This window comes from Arthrobacter sp. K41, assembly GCF_059089645.1.
On sequence record NZ_JBNHEW010000008.1, the window covers coordinates 96,189 to 114,045 of the forward strand.

Annotated in this window: 17 protein-coding genes and 1 rRNA gene; 8 read left to right on the forward strand and 10 right to left on the reverse strand. The window is 67.0% G+C overall.

Annotation, left to right across the window (positions count from 1 at the left end):
• The first annotated feature begins 31 nt into the window (after positions 1-31).
• Positions 32-571: a TetR/AcrR family transcriptional regulator gene (locus AC5RTE_RS16115; RefSeq protein WP_494042384.1), complete on the forward strand. Its 540-nt coding sequence runs from the start codon at positions 32-34 to the stop codon at positions 569-571.
• A gap of 237 nt (positions 572-808) precedes the next feature.
• Here AC5RTE_RS16115 and AC5RTE_RS16120 read toward each other — a convergent pair whose 3' ends face one another.
• The 4 genes from AC5RTE_RS16120 to AC5RTE_RS16135 all read right to left on the reverse strand — a co-directional run bounded on the left by AC5RTE_RS16120 (position 809) and on the right by AC5RTE_RS16135 (position 4,677).
• On the reverse strand, positions 809-1,726 hold the full coding sequence (locus tag AC5RTE_RS16120; protein WP_494042385.1) for a diacylglycerol/lipid kinase family protein: 918 nt from the start codon (positions 1,724-1,726) through the stop codon (positions 809-811).
• 82 nt (positions 1,727-1,808) lie between these two features.
• Positions 1,809-3,182, reverse strand: a complete 1,374-nt coding sequence (locus tag AC5RTE_RS16125; RefSeq protein ID WP_494042386.1) for an NAD(P)(+) transhydrogenase (Re/Si-specific) subunit beta — start codon at positions 3,180-3,182, stop codon at positions 1,809-1,811.
• Positions 3,179-3,508, reverse strand: coding sequence for an NAD(P) transhydrogenase subunit alpha part 2 (locus tag AC5RTE_RS16130; RefSeq protein WP_494042387.1), 330 nt, complete (start codon positions 3,506-3,508; stop codon positions 3,179-3,181). The genes AC5RTE_RS16125 and AC5RTE_RS16130 overlap by 4 nt, the downstream gene beginning before the upstream one ends.
• Positions 3,508-4,677, reverse strand: a complete 1,170-nt coding sequence (locus AC5RTE_RS16135; protein ID WP_494042388.1) for a Re/Si-specific NAD(P)(+) transhydrogenase subunit alpha — start codon at positions 4,675-4,677, stop codon at positions 3,508-3,510. The genes AC5RTE_RS16130 and AC5RTE_RS16135 overlap by 1 nt, the downstream gene beginning before the upstream one ends.
• Before the next feature lie 390 nt (positions 4,678-5,067).
• Between AC5RTE_RS16135 and AC5RTE_RS16140 the strand changes: the two genes are divergently transcribed.
• Genes AC5RTE_RS16140 through AC5RTE_RS16155 form a run of 4 tightly spaced genes read left to right on the forward strand, consistent with a single transcriptional unit; the run spans position 5,068 to position 10,002 of the window.
• The gene (locus AC5RTE_RS16140; protein WP_494042403.1) at positions 5,068-6,594 is read left to right on the forward strand and encodes an ABC transporter substrate-binding protein; all 1,527 of its coding nucleotides are present in this window, start codon (positions 5,068-5,070) and stop codon (positions 6,592-6,594) included.
• A 24-nt stretch (positions 6,595-6,618) separates the two neighbouring features.
• Positions 6,619-7,560, forward strand: a complete 942-nt coding sequence (locus tag AC5RTE_RS16145) for an ABC transporter permease (protein WP_494042389.1) — start codon at positions 6,619-6,621, stop codon at positions 7,558-7,560.
• Entirely contained in the window at positions 7,553-8,392 is an 840-nt protein-coding gene (locus AC5RTE_RS16150; RefSeq protein ID WP_494042390.1) for an ABC transporter permease, read from the forward strand. The genes AC5RTE_RS16145 and AC5RTE_RS16150 overlap by 8 nt, the downstream gene beginning before the upstream one ends.
• Positions 8,389-10,002: an ATP-binding cassette domain-containing protein gene (locus AC5RTE_RS16155; RefSeq protein ID WP_494042391.1), complete on the forward strand. Its 1,614-nt coding sequence runs from the start codon at positions 8,389-8,391 to the stop codon at positions 10,000-10,002. The genes AC5RTE_RS16150 and AC5RTE_RS16155 overlap by 4 nt, the downstream gene beginning before the upstream one ends.
• Here AC5RTE_RS16155 and AC5RTE_RS16160 read toward each other — a convergent pair.
• Together AC5RTE_RS16160 and AC5RTE_RS16165 are read right to left on the reverse strand one after the other, a co-directional pair.
• Positions 9,999-11,075 (reverse strand): ATP-dependent DNA ligase, encoded by a 1,077-nt coding sequence (locus AC5RTE_RS16160; protein ID WP_494042392.1) that lies wholly within the window; start codon positions 11,073-11,075, stop codon positions 9,999-10,001. The genes AC5RTE_RS16155 and AC5RTE_RS16160 overlap by 4 nt on opposite strands.
• An 83-nt stretch (positions 11,076-11,158) precedes the next feature.
• Positions 11,159-12,082 carry an AEC family transporter gene (locus AC5RTE_RS16165; protein ID WP_494042393.1) on the reverse strand — a complete coding sequence of 308 codons (924 nt, stop codon included), beginning with the start codon at positions 12,080-12,082 and terminating at the stop codon, positions 11,159-11,161.
• 172 nt (positions 12,083-12,254) lie between these two features.
• On the opposite strand from AC5RTE_RS16165, the gene AC5RTE_RS16170 reads away from it, so the two are divergent.
• Entirely contained in the window at positions 12,255-13,295 is a 1,041-nt protein-coding gene (locus tag AC5RTE_RS16170) for a TIGR03885 family FMN-dependent LLM class oxidoreductase (RefSeq protein WP_494042394.1), read from the forward strand.
• Positions 13,292-14,986 carry an alpha-amylase family protein gene (locus AC5RTE_RS16175; protein ID WP_494042395.1) on the forward strand — a complete coding sequence of 565 codons (1,695 nt, stop codon included), beginning with the start codon at positions 13,292-13,294 and terminating at the stop codon, positions 14,984-14,986. Before AC5RTE_RS16170 ends, AC5RTE_RS16175 begins: the two co-directional genes overlap by 4 nt.
• Positions 14,987-15,060: 74 nt before the next feature.
• On the opposite strand, the gene AC5RTE_RS16180 is transcribed toward AC5RTE_RS16175, so the two are convergent.
• The gene (locus tag AC5RTE_RS16180) at positions 15,061-15,456 is read right to left on the reverse strand and encodes a hypothetical protein (RefSeq protein WP_494042396.1); all 396 of its coding nucleotides are present in this window, start codon (positions 15,454-15,456) and stop codon (positions 15,061-15,063) included.
• 165 nt (positions 15,457-15,621) lie between these two features.
• Between AC5RTE_RS16180 and AC5RTE_RS16185 the strand changes: the two genes are divergently transcribed.
• Positions 15,622-15,858 (forward strand): hypothetical protein, encoded by a 237-nt coding sequence (locus tag AC5RTE_RS16185; RefSeq protein WP_494042397.1) that lies wholly within the window; start codon positions 15,622-15,624, stop codon positions 15,856-15,858.
• 106 nt (positions 15,859-15,964) lie between these two features.
• On the opposite strand, the gene AC5RTE_RS16190 is transcribed toward AC5RTE_RS16185, so the two are convergent.
• The 3 genes from AC5RTE_RS16190 to rrf form a co-directional block, all read right to left on the reverse strand.
• On the reverse strand, positions 15,965-16,285 hold the full coding sequence (locus AC5RTE_RS16190) for a MoaD/ThiS family protein (protein WP_494042398.1): 321 nt from the start codon (positions 16,283-16,285) through the stop codon (positions 15,965-15,967).
• Complete coding sequence (locus AC5RTE_RS16195; RefSeq protein WP_494042399.1) at positions 16,245-17,351, reverse strand: WD40/YVTN/BNR-like repeat-containing protein; 1,107 nt, start codon at positions 17,349-17,351, stop codon at positions 16,245-16,247. Before AC5RTE_RS16195 ends, AC5RTE_RS16190 begins: the two co-directional genes overlap by 41 nt.
• Positions 17,352-17,761: 410 nt before the next feature.
• Positions 17,762-17,857 (reverse strand): 5S ribosomal RNA (gene rrf / locus AC5RTE_RS16200); the annotation flags it as partial.

Sequence of the window (17,857 nt, forward strand, 5' to 3'; positions counted from 1 at the left end):
AGTGGCAGGAAAGGGGCAATACACTGGCCCCATGCCCGACCGCCGCACCGAACTGATGGACGCTGCCCTGGCCGTCGTGGCGGACAAAGGCATGAAGGGCCTGACCCACCGGGCTGTCGACGGCGCGGCGCAGCTCCCCGAAGGAACGACGTCCAACTATTACCGGAACCGCAGCGCCCTCGTCGAAGCAGTGCTGGACCGCCTGGAACAACGGGACGCCGCACTCCTGCAGGACCAGGGGCCAGCCGGTCCCCCGCAGAACATTGAGGAGCTGGCCGATCAGCTGGCCGCCCTGGTGCTGGCGCTTGCCGGACAGCAAGCGGGCCTGACCCGCGTCCGGTTGGCCGTCTCCCTGGACAGGCCCGAGGCGGTGACCCCGGGGCACTTCAGGCTGGTGGGGGGCCTCGAGCAGGCCCTTGCCGCCCTGGGAGTGCCGGATGCGCGCGCACGGGCGCGGGATGTGGCCGACTACGGTGACGGCGTGCTGCTCCACCTGCTGACCGTCAGGCGGGACGAACAGCCTGACCCGGCCGCCATCGCCGCGGCCATCCGGCGGCTGCTGGTGCCCTAAGGCGCCTTTTGCCACTGCTTTCCTTACCCGCCCGACGGCGGCCTGCCGCCGCAGCGGCACTCACCCGCCGTCGTATGTCCAGGACGCGGCGTGCTGGGAAACAGTGCCCGCCAGCCGGTGCAGGCCTCGGCAAGGTAGGCCAGGCCGTGCCTGGAACAGAGCACCGCACTCAACTGACTCGCATTTATTGTCGTTTTGAAGCTCCAAAACGACAATAAATGCGAGTCAGTTGGGGAGTTACATCCGGATAGTCAGGGCGCCCGGGTCCATGGTCATCAGGACGTGCTTGCCCTCGCCCTCGTGGTCGCCGTCGAGCTGGTAATCGTCCTTGTGTTCAAGGGTGATTTCCACGGTCTTGCCCTGGTAATACTCCACGGCGGTGTCTTTGCCCCGGCCCTTGCCGATCATTCCCACGAGAACGGAGAGCCAGCCCAGCCGGCCATGGTGGGGGGCGAGCACCGCAACGTCCAACAGGCCATCATCCATCTTGGCCTCGGGGAAAATCTCCAGGCCGCCCTGGACCTTGCCGCAGTTGCCCACCATCACGCTGCGGACGCCGCGGCGGACAGCGGTCTTTCCATCAATCACGATGGTTGCTTTGACCGGTTTGCCCGGCAGGTTGCGGATGCCGGCGTCCACGTAGGCCAACCAGCCCACTTTGTGCTTAAGCTCCTCGTCGGTGTCAGCCATGATGGTGGCGTCGTAGCCAACGCCCGCCATCACCAGGAAGAGCTGCTCCTTCTCGGGATCGCTGCGGCGGGCGCGGACCACATCGATCTTACGCTCAGTCCCGGCGAACGCGCCGGCCATGGCGCCGTCGTAGTCAGTTACATCCATGCCAAGGTTGCGGGCCAGGAGGTTGCCCGTACCCAGGGGAAGCAGGCCCATGGGAATGTTGCCCCCGGAGAGGACTTCGGCCACGCAGCGGACTGTGCCGTCGCCGCCGCCGGCGATAACGATGTCTGCCCCCTGCGCGAGGGCTTCCTTGGCCTGGCCGACGCCGGGGTCCTCCTTGGTGGTCTCGAACCACAGTGTTTCGCCCCAGCCGTTCTCGGCGCTGTGCTTGGCTGCCAGTTCACGCACGTCGATATCCACCGTCTTGGCGGGATTGATGATGATGGCTGCGCGCTGGGGGGCAGTGGGGGTGGCAGTCATGGCGTCCTCTGGTGGCGAATGGAAAGGTTGCTCCTGAAAGAAGAGTAGCCTGCCCGCCGAGGGCGGGTCAGCAGTAAGGCGGCTAAAGCGTTTTTACTGCTCCGAGAACCTGGGCCAGGGAGTCCTTGGCGTCGCCGAAGAGCAGGGATGTCTGGGGCTCGTAAAGCAGGTCGTTTTCGATCCCGGCAAAACCCGGCCGCATGGACCGTTTCAGGAACACCACCTGACGTGCGTCCGCCACCTCCAGGATGGGCATGCCGTAGATCGGTGACCCGGAGGACGTCTTGGCAGCAGGATTAACCACGTCGTTGGCGCCCACCACCAGTGCCACGTCCGCGGTTTTGAACTGCGGGTTGATTTCACCCATTTCCTTGAGCGATTCGTAGGGCACGTTGGCTTCCGCCAGAAGGACGTTCATATGCCCCGGCATCCGGCCGGCAACCGGGTGGATGGCAAAGTCGACATCGATGCCGCGGGCTTCCAGCGCCTGTGCCAGCTCGGCAGCGGTGTGCTGGCCCTGCGCCACTGCCAGGCCGTAACCGGGCACGATGATCACCCGCTGCGCGTAGCCCAGCAGCACGGCCACGTCCTCGGGGCTGGAGGAGCGCACCGGACGCTCACTCACGGCGGTGGATCCCGCCGTCGAACGCCCCTTGAAGGCGCCGAAGAGGATGCCGGCGACGCTGCGGCCCATTGCCGCTGCCATGGCCCGGGTAAGGATTGTGCCGGACGCTCCCACCAGGGTGCCTGCCACCACAAGCAGCACGTTGCCGAGGACCACGCCGGAGGCGGCCACGGCCAGGCCGGTGAAGGCGTTCAGCAGCGAGATGACGATCGGGACGTCGGCGCCGCCCACAGGCAGCACCAGGAGGATCCCCGCGGCGAGTCCCAGGACCAGGAGCAGCACCGCGAGCGCAGCGGAGCCGGTAAAGATGACGCCCACGCCGGCTGCCACTGCTGCGAGCAGCACGGCAGCCATCACTACCGGAAGGCCCCGGAACACCACGGGCCGGGTGGTCATCAACTCCTGCAGCTTTGCGAAGGTAACTCCGGATCCGGCGAAGGAAACGGCCCCCACCAGGAGAGTGAACACGATGGCCAGGCGGACCCAGGGGTTGTCCGCATGTCTGAGTTCCAGGAGTGCCACCAACGCCGCGGCGCCGCCGCCCACGCCGTTGAAGAGCGCCACCAGCTGAGGCATTTGGGTCATTTTGACCCGGCGCGCCACCGGGGCGGCTACGGCCGAGCCAACGGCAATTGCGGCGAGGATCCACGGGATGTTCTCCAGCCGCGAGGACAGGAACACGGTGACGACGGCGATCAGGGCTCCCAGCGCTCCGATCAGGTTGCCCCGGCGGGCGGTCCTCGGGGAACTGAGGCCGCGCAGGGCCAGGATGAAGAAGACGGCGGCGGCCAGGTACAGGAGCGAGGTCGAGACCGGGTCGAGGAGGGTCATCTGCCGTCCTTCCTGATTGCCGCGGCGCCGGAGTCCTTGCGCCCCACCTCTTTCCTCGCGTGGAACATGTGCAGCATGCGGTCGGTCACCACAAATCCGCCCACCAGGTTCGCGGTGGCCAGGACGACGGCGAGGAGCGCCACCGCGAGCATCCAGGGGTCCGTTGCCTGCCCGGCCACAATGATGGCGCCCACGAGGATGATTCCGTGGATGGCGTTGGCGCCGGACATCAGCGGCGTGTGCAAGGTGCTGGAGACCTTCGATACCACCTCGAAGCCCACAAATACCGCCAGGACCGTGATGGTCAGCAGGCTCATCCCGTCCATCAGAGCACCTCTTCCCGCCGTGTGCCGGCCCTGGCAGCGAGCAATTCCGCCGTGGGCTGGTGCCGCACCGCGCCGTCGTGGGTGAGGCAGGCTCCGGCGAGCACTTCGTCGTCGAAATCGGGGGCCAGGGAGCCGTCCCGGATGATGAGGGCCAGCAGGTTGGCCACGTTTTTCGCATACAGGCGTGAGGCGTCGGACGCCATTGCGGAGGGCGCGTCCTTCAGGCCCACCAGGGTCACATGGCCGGAACCGTCGGCCGTCGGGACGGGAATGTCCTGGCCCGGCACCACCGCCTCCACGTTGCCGCCGGACTCGGCAGCGAGGTCGACGACGACCGACCCCGGCCGCATTCCCTGCACCATCTCGGTGGTGACCAGAAGCGGGGCCCGCCTTCCGGGGACGGCCGCGGTGGTAATCAAAACGTCAGCCTGCGCCACATGCGGGGCGAGCAGCTGCCGTTGGCGGGTGCCGGCGTCGGAACTGAGCTGGCGCGCGTATCCTCCTGCCGCCTCAGCTGTCTCAAGGTCCAGCCGGATGAACGTGCCGCCCATGGAGGCAACCTCGTCTGCGGAGGCTGGCCGGATGTCGTTGGCGAAGACCCGGGCGCCGAGCCGTTTCGCGGTGCCGATGGCCTGAAGTCCGGCGACGCCCGCCCCCAAAACCAGCACGCGGGCGGGTGGGACGGTGCCGGCGGCGGTCATGTACAGCGGAAAGAACCGGGGCAGCCTGATGGCCGCCTCCAGAACGCAGCGGTAGCCGGCCACCAGTGCCTGCGAGCTGAGGGCGTCCATGGACTGGGCCCTGGAGATGCGGGGCACCAGTTCAAGGGCGAAGGACGTGACGCCGGCTTGTGCGAGTGCCTCGACGGTAGGCAGTTCGGACGACGGCGATGCCAGCCCCACTGTCACGGCGCCCCTTTTCAGGGACCCCGCCGTTTGCGGATCGAGCGGGCGTACGTGTGTGAGGACATCCAACTGGGTTCCGTCGAGTGCCGGGACGATGCGTGCTCCAGCATGGTCGTAGTCGGCGTCGGGATGACCGGCAGCTGCACCCGCGCCTGCCTCAAGGAGTACCTCCACGCCCAACGCGGTCAGTTGCTTCACCGTTTCCGGTGTGGCGGCCACCCGCCGTTCACCTTCACGGCGTTCCCGCGGTATGCCCAGTTTCACCCGCCGACTCCCCTCGCTGCACGAGTACGGGAGCGCCGCCCTGCCCTGCTGTACTCCCTGGTTCTGGATCCAGTCGGCTTCGCGGAGCGGCGCTGCTGCACGTAGTTGGCTAGAGTCTATGGCCCGCACGCGCTGTCGCGGGAGTAGGTCCGCGGGCTTGGATGGCAAACAGTTACCCGGCGGCCTGGCCCCAGCGCAGCCCCAGTGGATCCCGGGGAGGGCGGGGGCAGCTCCACCAATCGCGTCCGGCACTGAGCAGCCGCTTCATGAATTCACGCTTTACCGGAAGGGAAGGCTACCCTAAGTCGTCCCCTTTTTTATTTCTGCCTTCCCCACGGCAACCTTTCAAGGCGGTTTTCTGTGCGTTCCTACCTCCGTCCCCGCGTCCTGATGGCCGCGGCGGCTGCCCTCGCCCTCACCGGCTGCGGGTTCAGCGGCACCCAGACTCAGGCCCCACAGCCCTCGGCAGCGGCGGACACCAGCCAGCGGATCGTCGTCGACAACTTCCGCGCGCCGGTAGCGAACTGGGCCGTCGAATCCGACGCCGCCTACATCCTGTCCCTGTCAGGCTGCCTGGAGACGCTGACCACCTTCAACCAGGCCGAGGGCAAGGTCCTCCCCTCGCTGGCAACGGAGTGGAAGCAGAGCTCGCCCCTGGACTGGGACTTCAGCATCCGCCAGGGCGTCAAGTTCCAGGACGGCACCGATCTCACCGCCGAGTCGGTGGTGTCGGCACTCAACCACGTGCTCGATGCAAAGGTCCCCGCCCGCGCCTTCAACCGCACCATGATCAGCAGTGTCACGGCGGTGGATGCGCAGATCGTCCGCGTCAGCACGCCCGCGGAGAACCCGCTTGTGCCGTACCGGCTGGCCAGCGTCAACACAGGAATCCTCGCGCCGGCTGCCTACAAGCCTGAAGGCCTGGACCCGTTCGGCCACTGCACCGGCCCCTTCACCCCCGTGTCCGAGAAAGCCAAGCAGTCCCTGACCCTGGACCGCAACGAGAACTACTGGGGCGGCGACGTACAGCTCGCCGGCGCAGAAATCCGCTTCATCACCAACGGCGCCACCCGCGCCGCCCAGGTGCAGACCGGCGAGGCAGACATCTCGCTGTCCATCCCCGTCGCCAGCCTGGCGGCGCTGAAGGCAGACGACGGCGTCTCCGTGCTGGGTGCCGATTCCCCCCGCACTGCCACGCTCTACATGAACAACGGCCGTGCACCGCTGGACAAGGTTGACGTCCGCAAGGCGATCCGCGACGCGCTGGACCTTGATGCCCTGGCTGCCAGCGTCTACGAAGGTGCCGCCCTCCCGGCCACCGGACCCTTTGCCCCGTCCGAACCCTGGGCCGGCGAGAAACAGGACAAGCAGCAGCAGAACGTTGAGGAAGCCCGCAGCCTGCTGGCCGGCGCCGGCTACACCGCGGACCGCCCGTTGGAGATCATCGCCATCGTGGAGCGCGCGGAGTTCGCGGACGTTGCCGCCGTCGTGCAGGAAAACCTGAAGAACATCGGCATCCCGGTGACCATTACGTCCAAGGAATACGCCTCGGCGGAGCCGGATGTCCTGGCCGGCAACTACGACATGCTGCTCAGCCAGCGGAACCGGCTGATCGACATCGCCGATCCCATCGGCTTCCTCACCGCGGACTACACCTGCAAGGGCACCTACAACCTGAGCCACTTCTGCGATCCCGAGTACGACCGGATCATCGCCGAAGCCGCCACCACCATTGACACGAACGAGCGCTACAAGCTGTACGCGGAGGCAGGCCGGATTCTCCAGGACAAAGCCGTCAACGCCTGGCTCGTGAACGAACAGGCAACCGACGCGATCCGCACCAACGTCCTCTCCTACGTCCAGGACCCGCTGTCCCGCTACGTCCTGACGGCGAAAACGGCCAAGGCCGCGTCCTAGTCCAACTCCCCGAATCCCCCGCGAATGCTGCAGTTCATCACTAAACGGACGGCCACGCTGGTGGCCGCCGTTGTGGTGTCCTCTTTCGCGGTCTTCCTGATCCCGTACTTCACCCCCGGTGACCCCGTGCGGAAGATCATCCGCTCCAGGGTGGCGGGGGACGCCGTGGACGAGTCAGCGGTGCAGGGCCTCAGCGAGAGCCTCGGCCTGAACGATCCCCTGGCCGTCCAGTACTTCCGTTGGCTGGGGGACTTCTTCAGCGGGGATATGGGGCTGTCTTTTGTCAGCCGCACCCCTGTGGCGGAGCAGGTGCTTCCGGCGCTTTCGGTCACGCTCAGCCTGGTCACCATGGCGCTGGTCCTGGCCGTGGCGGTATCGCTGCCGCTGGGAATCATTGCCGGGCTGCGGCCGGGAAGCGCCGCGGACAAGGCCATTACCGCGGTCACCCAGGCCCTGATCGCCATGCCGGAGTACTGGGTGGCGCCCGTGCTGGTGCTGGTCTTCGCCCTGAAGTTGGCCGTGCTGCCCACGGCGGGCTGGAACGATCTTTCGTCCGCTGTCCTGCCCGCCCTGACCCTGGCCCTGCGGCCCATCAGTTTTTTCACTTCGGCTGTCCGGGCCGGCATCATTGACGCCGCTGCCGCCGAGCACGTGCCAGCAGCCCGGGCACGCGGCCTGAGCCAGGGCCAGGCCATCCTCCGCCACGTGGTGCCGAACGGACTGGTACCGCTGTCCACCCTGTTCGCCGTATGGTTCGCGGGCCTGTTGGGCGGATCGGTCATCGTGGAGGTCATTTTCGCCGTGCCCGGCATGGGCAGGCTGCTCTTTGACGCCGTGGTCAACAGCGACATCCCGCTTGCCCAGGGCGGCGTGGTGGTAGTGGTGGCCCTTGCCGTTGGCGTGACCACACTGGCGGACTTCGTGCACCGCTTCCTCAGCCGCACCGTGGGGGCCTCCCTTGCGTAAATGGCTGAACGTGACCACCCTGGCCGCGGCCGTGCTGGCCCTGATCGTGCTGGCGGTGCTCCTGGCACCGTGGATCTCGCCCTACCCGCCGGCGGAACAGAACCTGGCCGAACGCCTGGCGCCGCCCTCTCCCGGGCACTGGCTGGGGACGGACAACCTGGGCCGTGACACCCTCAGCCGGATCCTGGAGGGTGGCCGCTTCTCCATGTCCGTGGCGGCTCTGGCTACGCTGCTGACGTGCCTGCTGGGTGTGGCCATCGGCATCATCAGCGCCAGGCGGCGCGGCTGGGTGGATGAGTTCCTGACCCGCACCAACGACGTCCTGCTCGCCCTGCCGGAAATGGTGGTGGCGCTGTTCATCGTGGCGGCGCTTGGCACAGGCTTCGGGCCGCTGCTGCTCGCGCTTGTGGTCACCGGGTGGACTCCCTTCGCCCGGCTTGCCCGCACCCTGGCGTACGACGTCTCGGCCCGGGGTTTCGTGGACGCCGCGCGCGTGGTGGGCTGCACGCCGCGGTTTATTATCTTCCGGCACGTCCTGCCCCACCTTGCGGCGCCGATCCTCGGGCAGGCGACGCTGCGGTTCGGGCACCTGCTCATCAGCGTGGGGGCGCTGTCCTACCTGGGCCTGGGCGTGCAGCCGCCGCAGTCGGACTGGGGTTCCATGCTGGCTGCGGCACAGCCATTCGCGGACCGTGCACCGCTGGGTATCCTCGCCCCCGGCCTGGTCATCTTCACTGTGGCCCTGTGCGTGACACTGCTCGGCCAGCGGGCCGCCCACATGGCCGCGGCGCCGCTGCTGATGCCGCAAACTTTGGAAAAGGCAGCTTCATGAACACCCGCCTGGTCCTGGAGAACCTGGCGGTGGGCCACAAGGAGTCCGACGGCGGGACGTCCGGCAAGCTCCTGCTGTCCGGTGTCTCGCTGTCCGTTCATCCCGGTGAGTTCGTGGCGCTCGTGGGCAGTTCCGGATCCGGAAAGACGCTGACCGCGATGTCCTGCCTCCAGCTGCTGCCACCCAGCCTTGGCATTGCCGATGGTTCCATCAGGCTCGGCGACCTGGACCTGACCCGTGCGTCCGAACAGGAACTCAACTCGGTGCGCGGCGGACGGTTGGGGATGCTGTTCCAGCAGCCCAAGCGCATGTTCAACCCGAACCGGACCATTGAGCAGCACCTCAAGGAACCGCTGCGCCTGCATGCCAAGCTGCGGGGAGCGAAGGCGCGCAGCAAGGCGCTGGAACTGCTCGAGGAGGTGGGCTTTGCCGATCCCGGCAAGGGCATTCGGGCCTATCCGCACCAGCTCTCCGGAGGCATGGCACAGCGGGCCATGACCGCACTGGCGCTGGCCGGGCAGCCCGGCATGCTGCTGGCGGATGAGCCGACGTCGGCGCTGGACAAGGTGCTGGAGCGCCAGATCCTGCAGCTGCTGGACAGGGAACGCCGGGAACGCGGTTTGGGCATCCTCTACATCACCCACAACATCGCCTCCGTTGCCGCATTTGCCGACCGCGTGCTCGTGATGAACTCGGGCAGCATTGTGGAAGCCGGCCCCGCCGGCGCCCTCCTCACCCGGCCCGAAACCGCCTATACCCGTGAGCTGCTGGCCGCCGCACGCCTTGCGCCGGAGTCCCGCCGTCGTCCGCCGTCCAGGGAACGTGAAGTCCTGGTGCTCAGCGGCGTGGGCAAGCACTTCGGGTCGCGGCGGAAGCTGGGCCACGCGGCGCTGCAGGACGTGTCACTGACCCTTCGGCGCGGGGAAATCCTGGGCGTGCTGGGCCAGTCAGGCTCCGGCAAGAGCACCCTGGCCAAGGCCATTGTGGGCCTCGAGACCGCCAGCACGGGAACCATCACCCGGCAGCTCGATGCTGCCGGACCTCACGAGGCCACGGCCGTGCAGCTGGTGTTCCAGGAACCGCACGGCGCGTTTGACCCGCGGATGACGCTCCGCACCAGCCTCCAGGCCCCGCTGCACACACGCCACGGCTTGTCGCCGGAACAGCAGGACCAGCGGATAACCGCCGTGATGGCTGAGGTGGAGCTGGATGCGGCCTTGCTGGACAAGCGCCCCGGCCAGTGCTCAGGCGGCCAACTGCAGCGTGCCACCATCGCAAGGGCCCTGCTGCTGGAGCCGCAGGTCCTGATCTGTGATGAAGCCACCTCGGCACTTGACGCCCTCACACAGCGCACCATCCTCAACCTGCTGCTGCGGCTCCAGCGTGAGCGCAACCTGTCCCTGATCGTCATCTCGCACGATATGGACGTGGTGCGGTACATGTGCGACCGCGTAGCTGTTCTGCTTGAGGGCCGGGTGGTTGAGGTGGCGGAAACCAAGGACTTCTTCGCCGCGCCGCAGCACCAGCACAGCCAGGCGCTGGTGGAGGCCTCGATCCCCTGCCGCGCGGACGGGCTGTGGAGTGTCCTGGACGGTGCGAAGCCCAACTAAGGCCGGCCGGTCTCCAACACAGACGCCAGGTCAAAGCTGACAGGCTCCTCCAGCTGCGCGTAGGTGCACGAATCCGGGTCCCGGTCCGGCCGCCAGCGGTTGAACTGGGCGGTGTGCCGGAAACGGTCCCCCTCCATGTGGTCGTACCGGACCTCCACCACCAGTTCCGGGCGCAGCGGCACAAAGGAGAGGTCCTTCCCGGCGCTCCAGCGGCTCCCTTCGGCGTTCCGCGGGGTCCGCTCCCCTTCCTCCTGCTTTCCCCAGGCCCAGGGGTGGCCGTCGAAGCCGGTGACCAGCGGCTGGAGCTGTTCGTACAGCTCCTGCCGGCGCTTCATGGGGAGGGCGCCGATCACGCCCACGCTGGCCAGGGCGCCGTCGTCCTTGTACAGGCCGAGCAGCAGCGAGCCGATGGCGTCCGGTCCGCTCTTGTGCAGCCGGTACCCTGCAACCACGCAGTCGGCGGTGCGCTCGTGCTTAATTTTGAACATCACCCGCTTGTCCGGCTCATACCGCCCGTCCAGGCGCTTGGCAACAATGCCGTCCAGGCCCGCGCCCTCGAACTGTTCGAACCACTGTTCCGCCGTGGCCTTGTCCGTGGTGGCGGCGGTGAGATGCACCGGGGCCCTGCTGGCCGCCAGCGCCTTTTCAAGCGCCGCCCGCCGCTCGGTGAAAGGTTTGCCCGTGTAATCGTCATCACCCAGGGACAGCAGATCAAAGGCAACGAACGAGGCGGGCGTCTGCGCAGCGAGCAGCTTCACCCGGCTGGCCGCCGGGTGGATGCGCTGCTGGAGAGCATCGAAATCGAGGCGGTCACCGGAGGAGCCAATCAGGATGATCTCGCCATCCACCACGCAGCGCTCAGGGAGGTTCTCCTTCAGCGCCTCCGCGAGTTCGGGAAAGTAGCGGGTCATGGGCTTTTCATTGCGGCTGCCGATCTCCACCTCGTCGCCGTCACGGAAGATGATGGACCGGAAGCCGTCCCACTTTGGCTCATAGCTGAGGTCCCCTTCCGGGACGCCGCTGACGGCCTTGGCGAGCATGGGCGGGACGGGCGGCATCACGGGAAGTTCCATGTGCCCATTCTTGCCCGGAGACAGCCGCTCGTGGAACCCCAGGCGGGTTGCAGGGGTCACGGAGCCCGGGTTGCAGGGGTTGCTTATCCCGCGAGCAACCACACGATCAGGACCAGCACCGGGGCGGCCGCGGCCGTCGAAATGAGGATGCTTTCCCGGGCCACCGCAACTCCCCTCCCGTACTTGCTGGCGAACAGGAAGACATTTTGGGCCGGCGGCAGGGCCGCCATCAGCACCACACCCAGGAGCATGTGCTGGTCCAGATTGAACAGGAAGCGCCCGACGACGAAGGCTACTGCGGGCATCACCGCGGACTTCAGCGCGGTGGCAGTAAGGATCTCCGCCGTGTGCCCGCCGCTGCCCAGCATCCGGCTGCCGTGCAGGGACATGCCGAAAGCCAGCAGCACCACCGGAACGGCGGCACCGCCCAGGAGTGTCAATGGCGCCATCACGGGTTCGGGCAGTTCGACGTCGAACGCTGCCAGGACCACACCCAGGAGGGTCGCGATGATCATGGGATTCCGGAAGGGTTGCGTGAGCATCAGCTTCGGGGAAAACCGGCCCGCCGCCGACAGGTCCAGGAGGGTGAGGACCAGCGGTGCCAGCAGGAGCAGTTGGACCAGCAGGACCGGGGCCACCGGCGTTGCGTCGCCCAAGGCGTACAGGGTGATGGGGATGCCGATGTTGTTGGCGTTGACGTAAGAGCTGGCCATGGCGCCGATGGCCGTTTCCGCGAGCGGGCGGCGGAACCACAGCCGGCTGGCCAGGATGTACAGCAGTGCGGTGAAGAGGGCAGTGACCAGCGCCAGCGGAACGTACGCGGAAAAGATGGTGGTGACATCGGATTCCAGTACCACTGTGAACAGCAGCACGGGGTTGGTGATGAAGAACGCGGTTTTGGTCAGCGCCGAAACGGTCGGCTCACCGCCCAGCCCGCACCGTGCGGCGATGTATCCCACCGCGATGACGACGCCGATCACCGCCAACCCGATCAGCACACCGCCCACGAGTGGTACTTCCTTCCAGTTCCGCCGCCTGCGCAGGAGTTTCGGGGAGCGCAGTACTACAAGTTACAAACTTATCCGACAAGTAACGTGCACCTGGCACGCCCCCGGTCCCCGGCGGCGCCGCCAAGAAAATCCTCGACACAGCACCGTCCGTGACGGTAGAGGTTAACGGATGGTTACTGTCGGCTTCCATGCCTCCCACGAACAGATCAGTCCCGGCCAGCTGCTTAAGGACGTCCAGCACGCCGAACGGGCGGGCTTTGACGCCGCCATGTGCTCGGACCACATTGAGCCGTGGTCCGCCCGGCAGGGACACTCGGGGTTCGCCTGGTCATGGCTGGGTGCGGCGCTGGCCACCACACAGCTCCGCTTTGGGGTGGTGACGGCGCCCGGACAGCGGTACCACCCGGCCATCACCGCGCATGCTTCGGCCACCCTCGCCAGCATGTTCCCGGACCGCTTTTGGCTTGCACCAGGCAGCGGCGAGAACATGAACGAACACATTACCGGTGACGGATGGCCGGCAAAGGACATCCGCCAGCGCCGGCTGGAGGAGTGTGTTGAGGTGATTCGGCGGCTGCACCGCGGCGAGGAGGTCACCCACCGCGGCCTGGTTACCGTGGAGCAGGCGCGGATCTGGGATGTTCCCGAAAATACGCCGCCGCTCATTGCTCCCGCTGTCAGCGCGGACACCGCCCGGCGGGCTGCCAGCTGGGCCGATGGGCTGGTCACCGTGAACCAGCCTGCTGACAAGCTTCGGGAAGTGCTCGCCGCCTACCGGGACAACGGCGGACAGGGCAAGGCTGTCCTGCAGGTCCACCTGTCCTGGGCCGCGAACGAGGACGAGGCAACGGCCATTGCCCTCGATCAGTGGCGCACCAACACCTACGATCCTCCCATCCCCTGGGACCTGCCCACGGCCGGACACTTCGACCTCGTGGGCGAACACGTGACAGAGGAACAGGTCCGCAAGACGGTCAACATCTCAGCCAGCCTGGACCGGCACGTGGACCTGTTGGCCGGTTACGCGGACCTGGGGTTCGACGAGCTCTACCTGCACTTCGTGGGACAGGAACAGGAACGGTTCATCGATGCCTTTGCCGGGGAGGTCCTGCCGCAGCTCCGCACTCCCGGCAGCATCACTGCCGGTACCCCCGCCGAACCCCAGCTGGTCGCCTCCGCTGCCGAACCGGCGTCGGGCGCTCCGGCGTGAGGATCGCCGAAACCTCAGACCTCTGGTGGAAGAACGCAGTGGTCTATTGCCTGGACGTGGAGACGTTCTTCGACGATGACGGCGACGGCACCGGTGATTTCGCCGGCCTCACCCAGCGCGTGGACTACCTCGCTGCGCTGGGCGTCACCTGCATCTGGCTGATGCCGTTCTACCCCTCCCCGGACCGGGACGACGGCTACGACGTCACCGATTTCTTCGGCGTCGACCCCCGGCTGGGCACCATGGGGGACCTGGTGGAGTTCATCCGCGCGGCCAAGGACCGGGGCATGCGGGTCATCGCGGACTTCGTGGTCAACCACACCTCGGACCAGCACCCCTGGTTCGTTCAGGCCCGGCAGTCCACCGACAACCCGTACCGGAACTTCTACGTGTGGCGCAGCGACACTCCCCCGGACACGTCCGCCGAGGTGGTGTTCCCTGGAGAGGAAACCTCGCTGTGGACCCAGGATGACGCCACCGGGGAGTGGTACCTGCACATGTTCGCCAAGCACCAGCCGGACCTGAATGTCACCAACCCCGCGGTGCGGAATCAGATCGCGAAGGCCATGGGCCTGTGGCTCGAACTTGGGCTGGACGGCTTCCGGCTGGACGCCGTGCCGTTCTTCCTGGAAACCCGCGGCCAGCCCAAGGAGGAGGCGGCCAACCTGGATCCCCACGGCTACCTCACCGCGCTGCGGAGTTTCGTCAGCCGCCGGAACGGGAGCGCGGTGCTGCTGGGCGAGGTGAACCTGCCGTACAAAGAGCAGCTGGAGTACTTCGGCGGCCCGGAAGGTAACGAACTGAATATGCAGTTCGACTTTATGACCATGCAGCACCTCTACCTGTCCCTGGCCCGGCAGGATGCCCGGCCACTGGCAGAAACGCTCACCAGCCGCCCGGCGCTCCATCCCGACAACCAGTGGGCCATGTTCGTGCGCAACCATGACGAACTCACCCTGGACAAGCTCAGCGACGGCGAACGCGGTGAGGTTTTCGCCGCCTTCGGCCCGGAGGAGGACATGCAGATCTACGGCCGCGGGCTGCGCCGGCGCCTCCCCCCGATGCTGGGCGGTGACCCGGAGCGCCTTCGGATGGTGTACTCACTGATGTTTTCCCTCCCCGGCACCCCGGTGCTGTTCTACGGCGAGGAGATCGGCATGGGCGAGGACCTCCAGCAAAAGAGCCGCGCCGCGGTGCGCACCCCCATGCAGTGGAGCGACGCGGACAACGGCGGTTTCTCCACGGCCAAAGCATCAGACCTGGTGGCACCGCTGGCCCGCGGGGAGTACGGCCCGGAACGGGTTAACGCCGCCGACGCAAAGCGCGACCCCGGCTCCCTGTTCAACTTCATGGCCACCCTGATCCTGCGCTACCGCGAATCCCCTGAGCTGGGCTGGGGCAAATTCGCCATCATCGACCAGCCGGAGCCCGCGGTTTTCGCACACACCTGCAGCTCCGACGGCGGCACCCTGGTCCTCCTGCATAACCTCGGCGAGGAACCGGTAAAAGTCACTGCCAAGGCCGGGCCGGAAGACGGGCCGGAGCAGGCATTCCAGGATGCCATCCTGCTGGACCTGTTCGACGGCGACAACGTGCCTCTGGAGCCCGACGGCGGCTTCACGGTTGAGCTGGGACGGTACGGTTACCGCTGGTTCCGGGTCCACCGGAAAGGCGACCGGCTGGCACCTTGAGTGCGCAGGCATCCGGCGGCGGGACGGCAGCGGGACGGCAGCGGCCGGGAAGTACCAAAGGCCGGTCATGGCGGTCAGCGGGCTGAGGACGCCGCCAACAGGCGGTCAGCTTCTGCCAGGATCCGCTCCCTCACGGGTGGGGGTACGGTTACAGTGCGCCGGCCGTCCTGCTCCTGGTCGCGGATGCCAACGGCCAGGGAACTCATCAACGCTGCATCCTCGGCAGTGGCGAGATCGCTGCCGATGAGCTGCACCAGCACCTTCAGGCCGGCCAGCCGTCGCTGCGGGTCGGCGTCATTCAGTGCGGAGTCAATGGCCCATTGCGCACGCTTCCACCACTGGTCGCGCCTGTCCGCGTGCGATCTTTGCCGGTACGTCAGGTAGGCCACCAACACGACGCCGAACGTAGCCAGCGGCGCTATTGCCGCCGCACCCAGCAAGGCGGTCCTGATCCCATCAACGATCTCCATGGCACCACCTTAGGGCCCGACTGTCCCGGCTTGCGGTTGGGAAACAGTACCGGCTTCAAGAACTAACCGGCGTCTAACCGTCAGGAAACCAAGCCGCAACATTGGCCGCCCACACTTGGTAATGCAGGCAAGAGCCGGCACCAGCTCCAGCCAGGAGGCCCCGCCATGTTGAAGGAAGCAGCAGCCCATGTAACCAGAGTCCGCGCGCTGGACCAGCTCCGCCGCGGCGACGAAATCGAAGCCCGCCTCTCGGTGGGACCTTCCTACGATGACGTAGTGATCCGCCGCGGCAGCGTGCAGGAGACAGCACCCGGAATCGGCGTGGTGTGGATCCTGGACCGGATCAGCGGCCTCCGCAAGGCTATCAACACCGACGAATGCAGCGTCTGGCGGATCGCTTGACGCACCTTTCGTCCACTGCCTGTGTGGAGCCTGCAGCTTCGGCACGGCGGGCGTAGTCAGGAAGGACTGCCCGCTGCCCGTGCGCAGGCTCCACGCGAACCGCGTTTCAGCCGCCAGCCACCGACTGGATGATCAGCACCTCCTGGCCCGGGGCCACCCGCGTCTCCAGGCCCTCCAGCCGCCGCACCTCGTCACCGTCCACGTAGATGTTCACGAAGCGCCGCAGGGCGCCGGTCTCGTCGCGGAGCCGCCTGGCGAGCACAGGGTAGCCGGCGGTGGCGGTGTCCAGGAGGTTTTCAACCGTTACAGGCCCTGCGGCGGGCGCAGTCAGTACGGACTGCCCGCCGGCCAGGGGCTGCAGCACGCTGGGAAGAACCACGGTAATCTCAGGCACCGGCAACCACGGCTGCCCGCACACACAGCACATCCGGCAGGTGGGCCACCACCTCGGCGAACGTCTCCCCCTCGTCCGCGCTGGCGTAGACCGTGCCGCCACGAGTGCCGAAATAGACACCGGCCGGCTCCGCGGTGTCCACCGAGGCAGCGTCCCGGAGAACGCTGTTGTATTCGCCTGTTGGCAGCCCGTTGCTGAGCCTCTTCCACGTCCCGCCGGCATCATCCGTGCGGTGCACTGCCAGTTCCCCGTTGGGCGGGATACGCTCGCCGTCGGCCTTGAGCGGGACAACCCAGGCGGTACCTTCCCGGCGGGGGTGGGTCAGCATTACGAATCCGAAGTCCGCCGGCAGGCCCTCCGCGATGGAGTTCCACGTCTCGGCGTTGTCATCCGTGCGATAGACACCGTGGTGGTTTTGGGCGTACAGGCGGCCGTCGACGGCGGCGTCCGCTGCTATCTTGTGCACGCACTGGCCGAACTCAGGGTTGGGGTCCGGCATGAAGTAGGCGGAGATTCCACGGTTCCGCGCCTCCCAGGAGGTGCCGCCGTCGACCGAGCGGTAAACGCCGCCTGTGCTCATGGCGATATGCACGGTTCCACGGACAGGGTGGACCACAATGGAGTGGGCGGCCGCACCGCCGTAGCCGGCACCCCATGCGTTCCGGTGGGGGTGGTCCCAGAGGCCGCGGTTCAGTTCAAAGTGTTCGCCGCCATCGGTGGACTTCCACACGGAGATTGGCTCGGCTCCCGCCCACACCACACCCGGACGGGACTCGGCATCCGGGTAAATCTGCCAGATCCGCTCCAGCGCCGCCCCGGTGTCCTCCGGGAACCTGATGGCGCCCTGCTCCGGTTCGGACCAACTGGTGCCCAGGTCATCGGAGTGGGCAACAGTTGGCCCCCAGTGCTCGTTCCGGACCCCGACCATGATGCGGGTGCGGCCCTCCCGGGTGTCGATCCCGACGCTGGGAATCTCGCTCATCAGGAAGTGCGGGCCGGTGAAAGACCATTGGCGCCTGTCCCCGCTGGTGGCCAACCAGAGGCCCTTTTTGGTCCCGATCGCCAGGACAAAACTCTCTGCGGTTGTCATGCCCACCATGGAACCACCGCCCCGGGCCGCCCGCAACGATTTTCTGGGGCTCCGAACGTCCTGGCGGCTGCTGGTTGTACTGAGTCAGGACGTTGGTTGGCGGGCGGACCCCAAGGCAGTCAGCCCGCCCTACAGCCTTCCGGGCGACGCTCTCTCAGTCCCTGCAGCCTTCCTGGCAACGCTCTCGCAGTTCCTGCAGCCTTCCGGGCGACGCTCTCTCAGTTCCTGCAGCCTTCCGGGCAACGCTCTCGCAGTTCCTTGCAGCGTCCCGGACATCGCTTCCTCAGTTGCGGCGGCGGGGCGGACCTTGTCGCCGGCCTTAGGTACGGCGCCGTGCTCGCCGGTGCTGGCCGGTGTGGTGTGGTGGTTAAAGCAGTGGGGCCCTGACGTCTTTTGTCAGGGCCCTACTGGTAATGGTTGTCCGGCGGTGACCTACTCTCCCACACCCTCCCGGGTGCAGTACCATCGGCGCTGTGGGTCTTAGCTTCCGGGTTCGGAATGGGACCGGGCGTTTC

What these genes read in the sequence shown, in the direction of transcription:
- AC5RTE_RS16125 (WP_494042386.1), bottom strand. Translation starts at nt 3,182, where the DNA reads ATGACCCTCCTCGACCCGGTCTCGACCTCGCTCCTGTACCTGGCCGCC.
- AC5RTE_RS16180 (WP_494042396.1), bottom strand. Translation starts at nt 15,456, where the DNA reads ATGGAGATCGTTGATGGGATCAGGACCGCCTTGCTGGGTGCGGCGGCA.
- AC5RTE_RS16155 (WP_494042391.1), top strand. Translation starts at nt 8,389, where the DNA reads ATGAACACCCGCCTGGTCCTGGAGAACCTGGCGGTGGGCCACAAGGAG.
- AC5RTE_RS16115 (WP_494042384.1), top strand. Translation starts at nt 32, where the DNA reads ATGCCCGACCGCCGCACCGAACTGATGGACGCTGCCCTGGCCGTCGTG.
- AC5RTE_RS16120 (WP_494042385.1), bottom strand. Translation starts at nt 1,726, where the DNA reads ATGACTGCCACCCCCACTGCCCCCCAGCGCGCAGCCATCATCATCAAT.
- AC5RTE_RS16190 (WP_494042398.1), bottom strand. Translation starts at nt 16,285, where the DNA reads ATGTGCTGTGTGTGCGGGCAGCCGTGGTTGCCGGTGCCTGAGATTACC.
- AC5RTE_RS16195 (WP_494042399.1), bottom strand. Translation starts at nt 17,351, where the DNA reads ATGGTGGGCATGACAACCGCAGAGAGTTTTGTCCTGGCGATCGGGACC.
- AC5RTE_RS16140 (WP_494042403.1), top strand. Translation starts at nt 5,068, where the DNA reads ATGGCCGCGGCGGCTGCCCTCGCCCTCACCGGCTGCGGGTTCAGCGGC.
- AC5RTE_RS16185 (WP_494042397.1), top strand. Translation starts at nt 15,622, where the DNA reads ATGTTGAAGGAAGCAGCAGCCCATGTAACCAGAGTCCGCGCGCTGGAC.
- AC5RTE_RS16130 (WP_494042387.1), bottom strand. Translation starts at nt 3,508, where the DNA reads ATGGACGGGATGAGCCTGCTGACCATCACGGTCCTGGCGGTATTTGTG.
- AC5RTE_RS16145 (WP_494042389.1), top strand. Translation starts at nt 6,619, where the DNA reads ATGCTGCAGTTCATCACTAAACGGACGGCCACGCTGGTGGCCGCCGTT.
- AC5RTE_RS16170 (WP_494042394.1), top strand. Translation starts at nt 12,255, where the DNA reads ATGGTTACTGTCGGCTTCCATGCCTCCCACGAACAGATCAGTCCCGGC.
- AC5RTE_RS16160 (WP_494042392.1), bottom strand. Translation starts at nt 11,075, where the DNA reads ATGGAACTTCCCGTGATGCCGCCCGTCCCGCCCATGCTCGCCAAGGCC.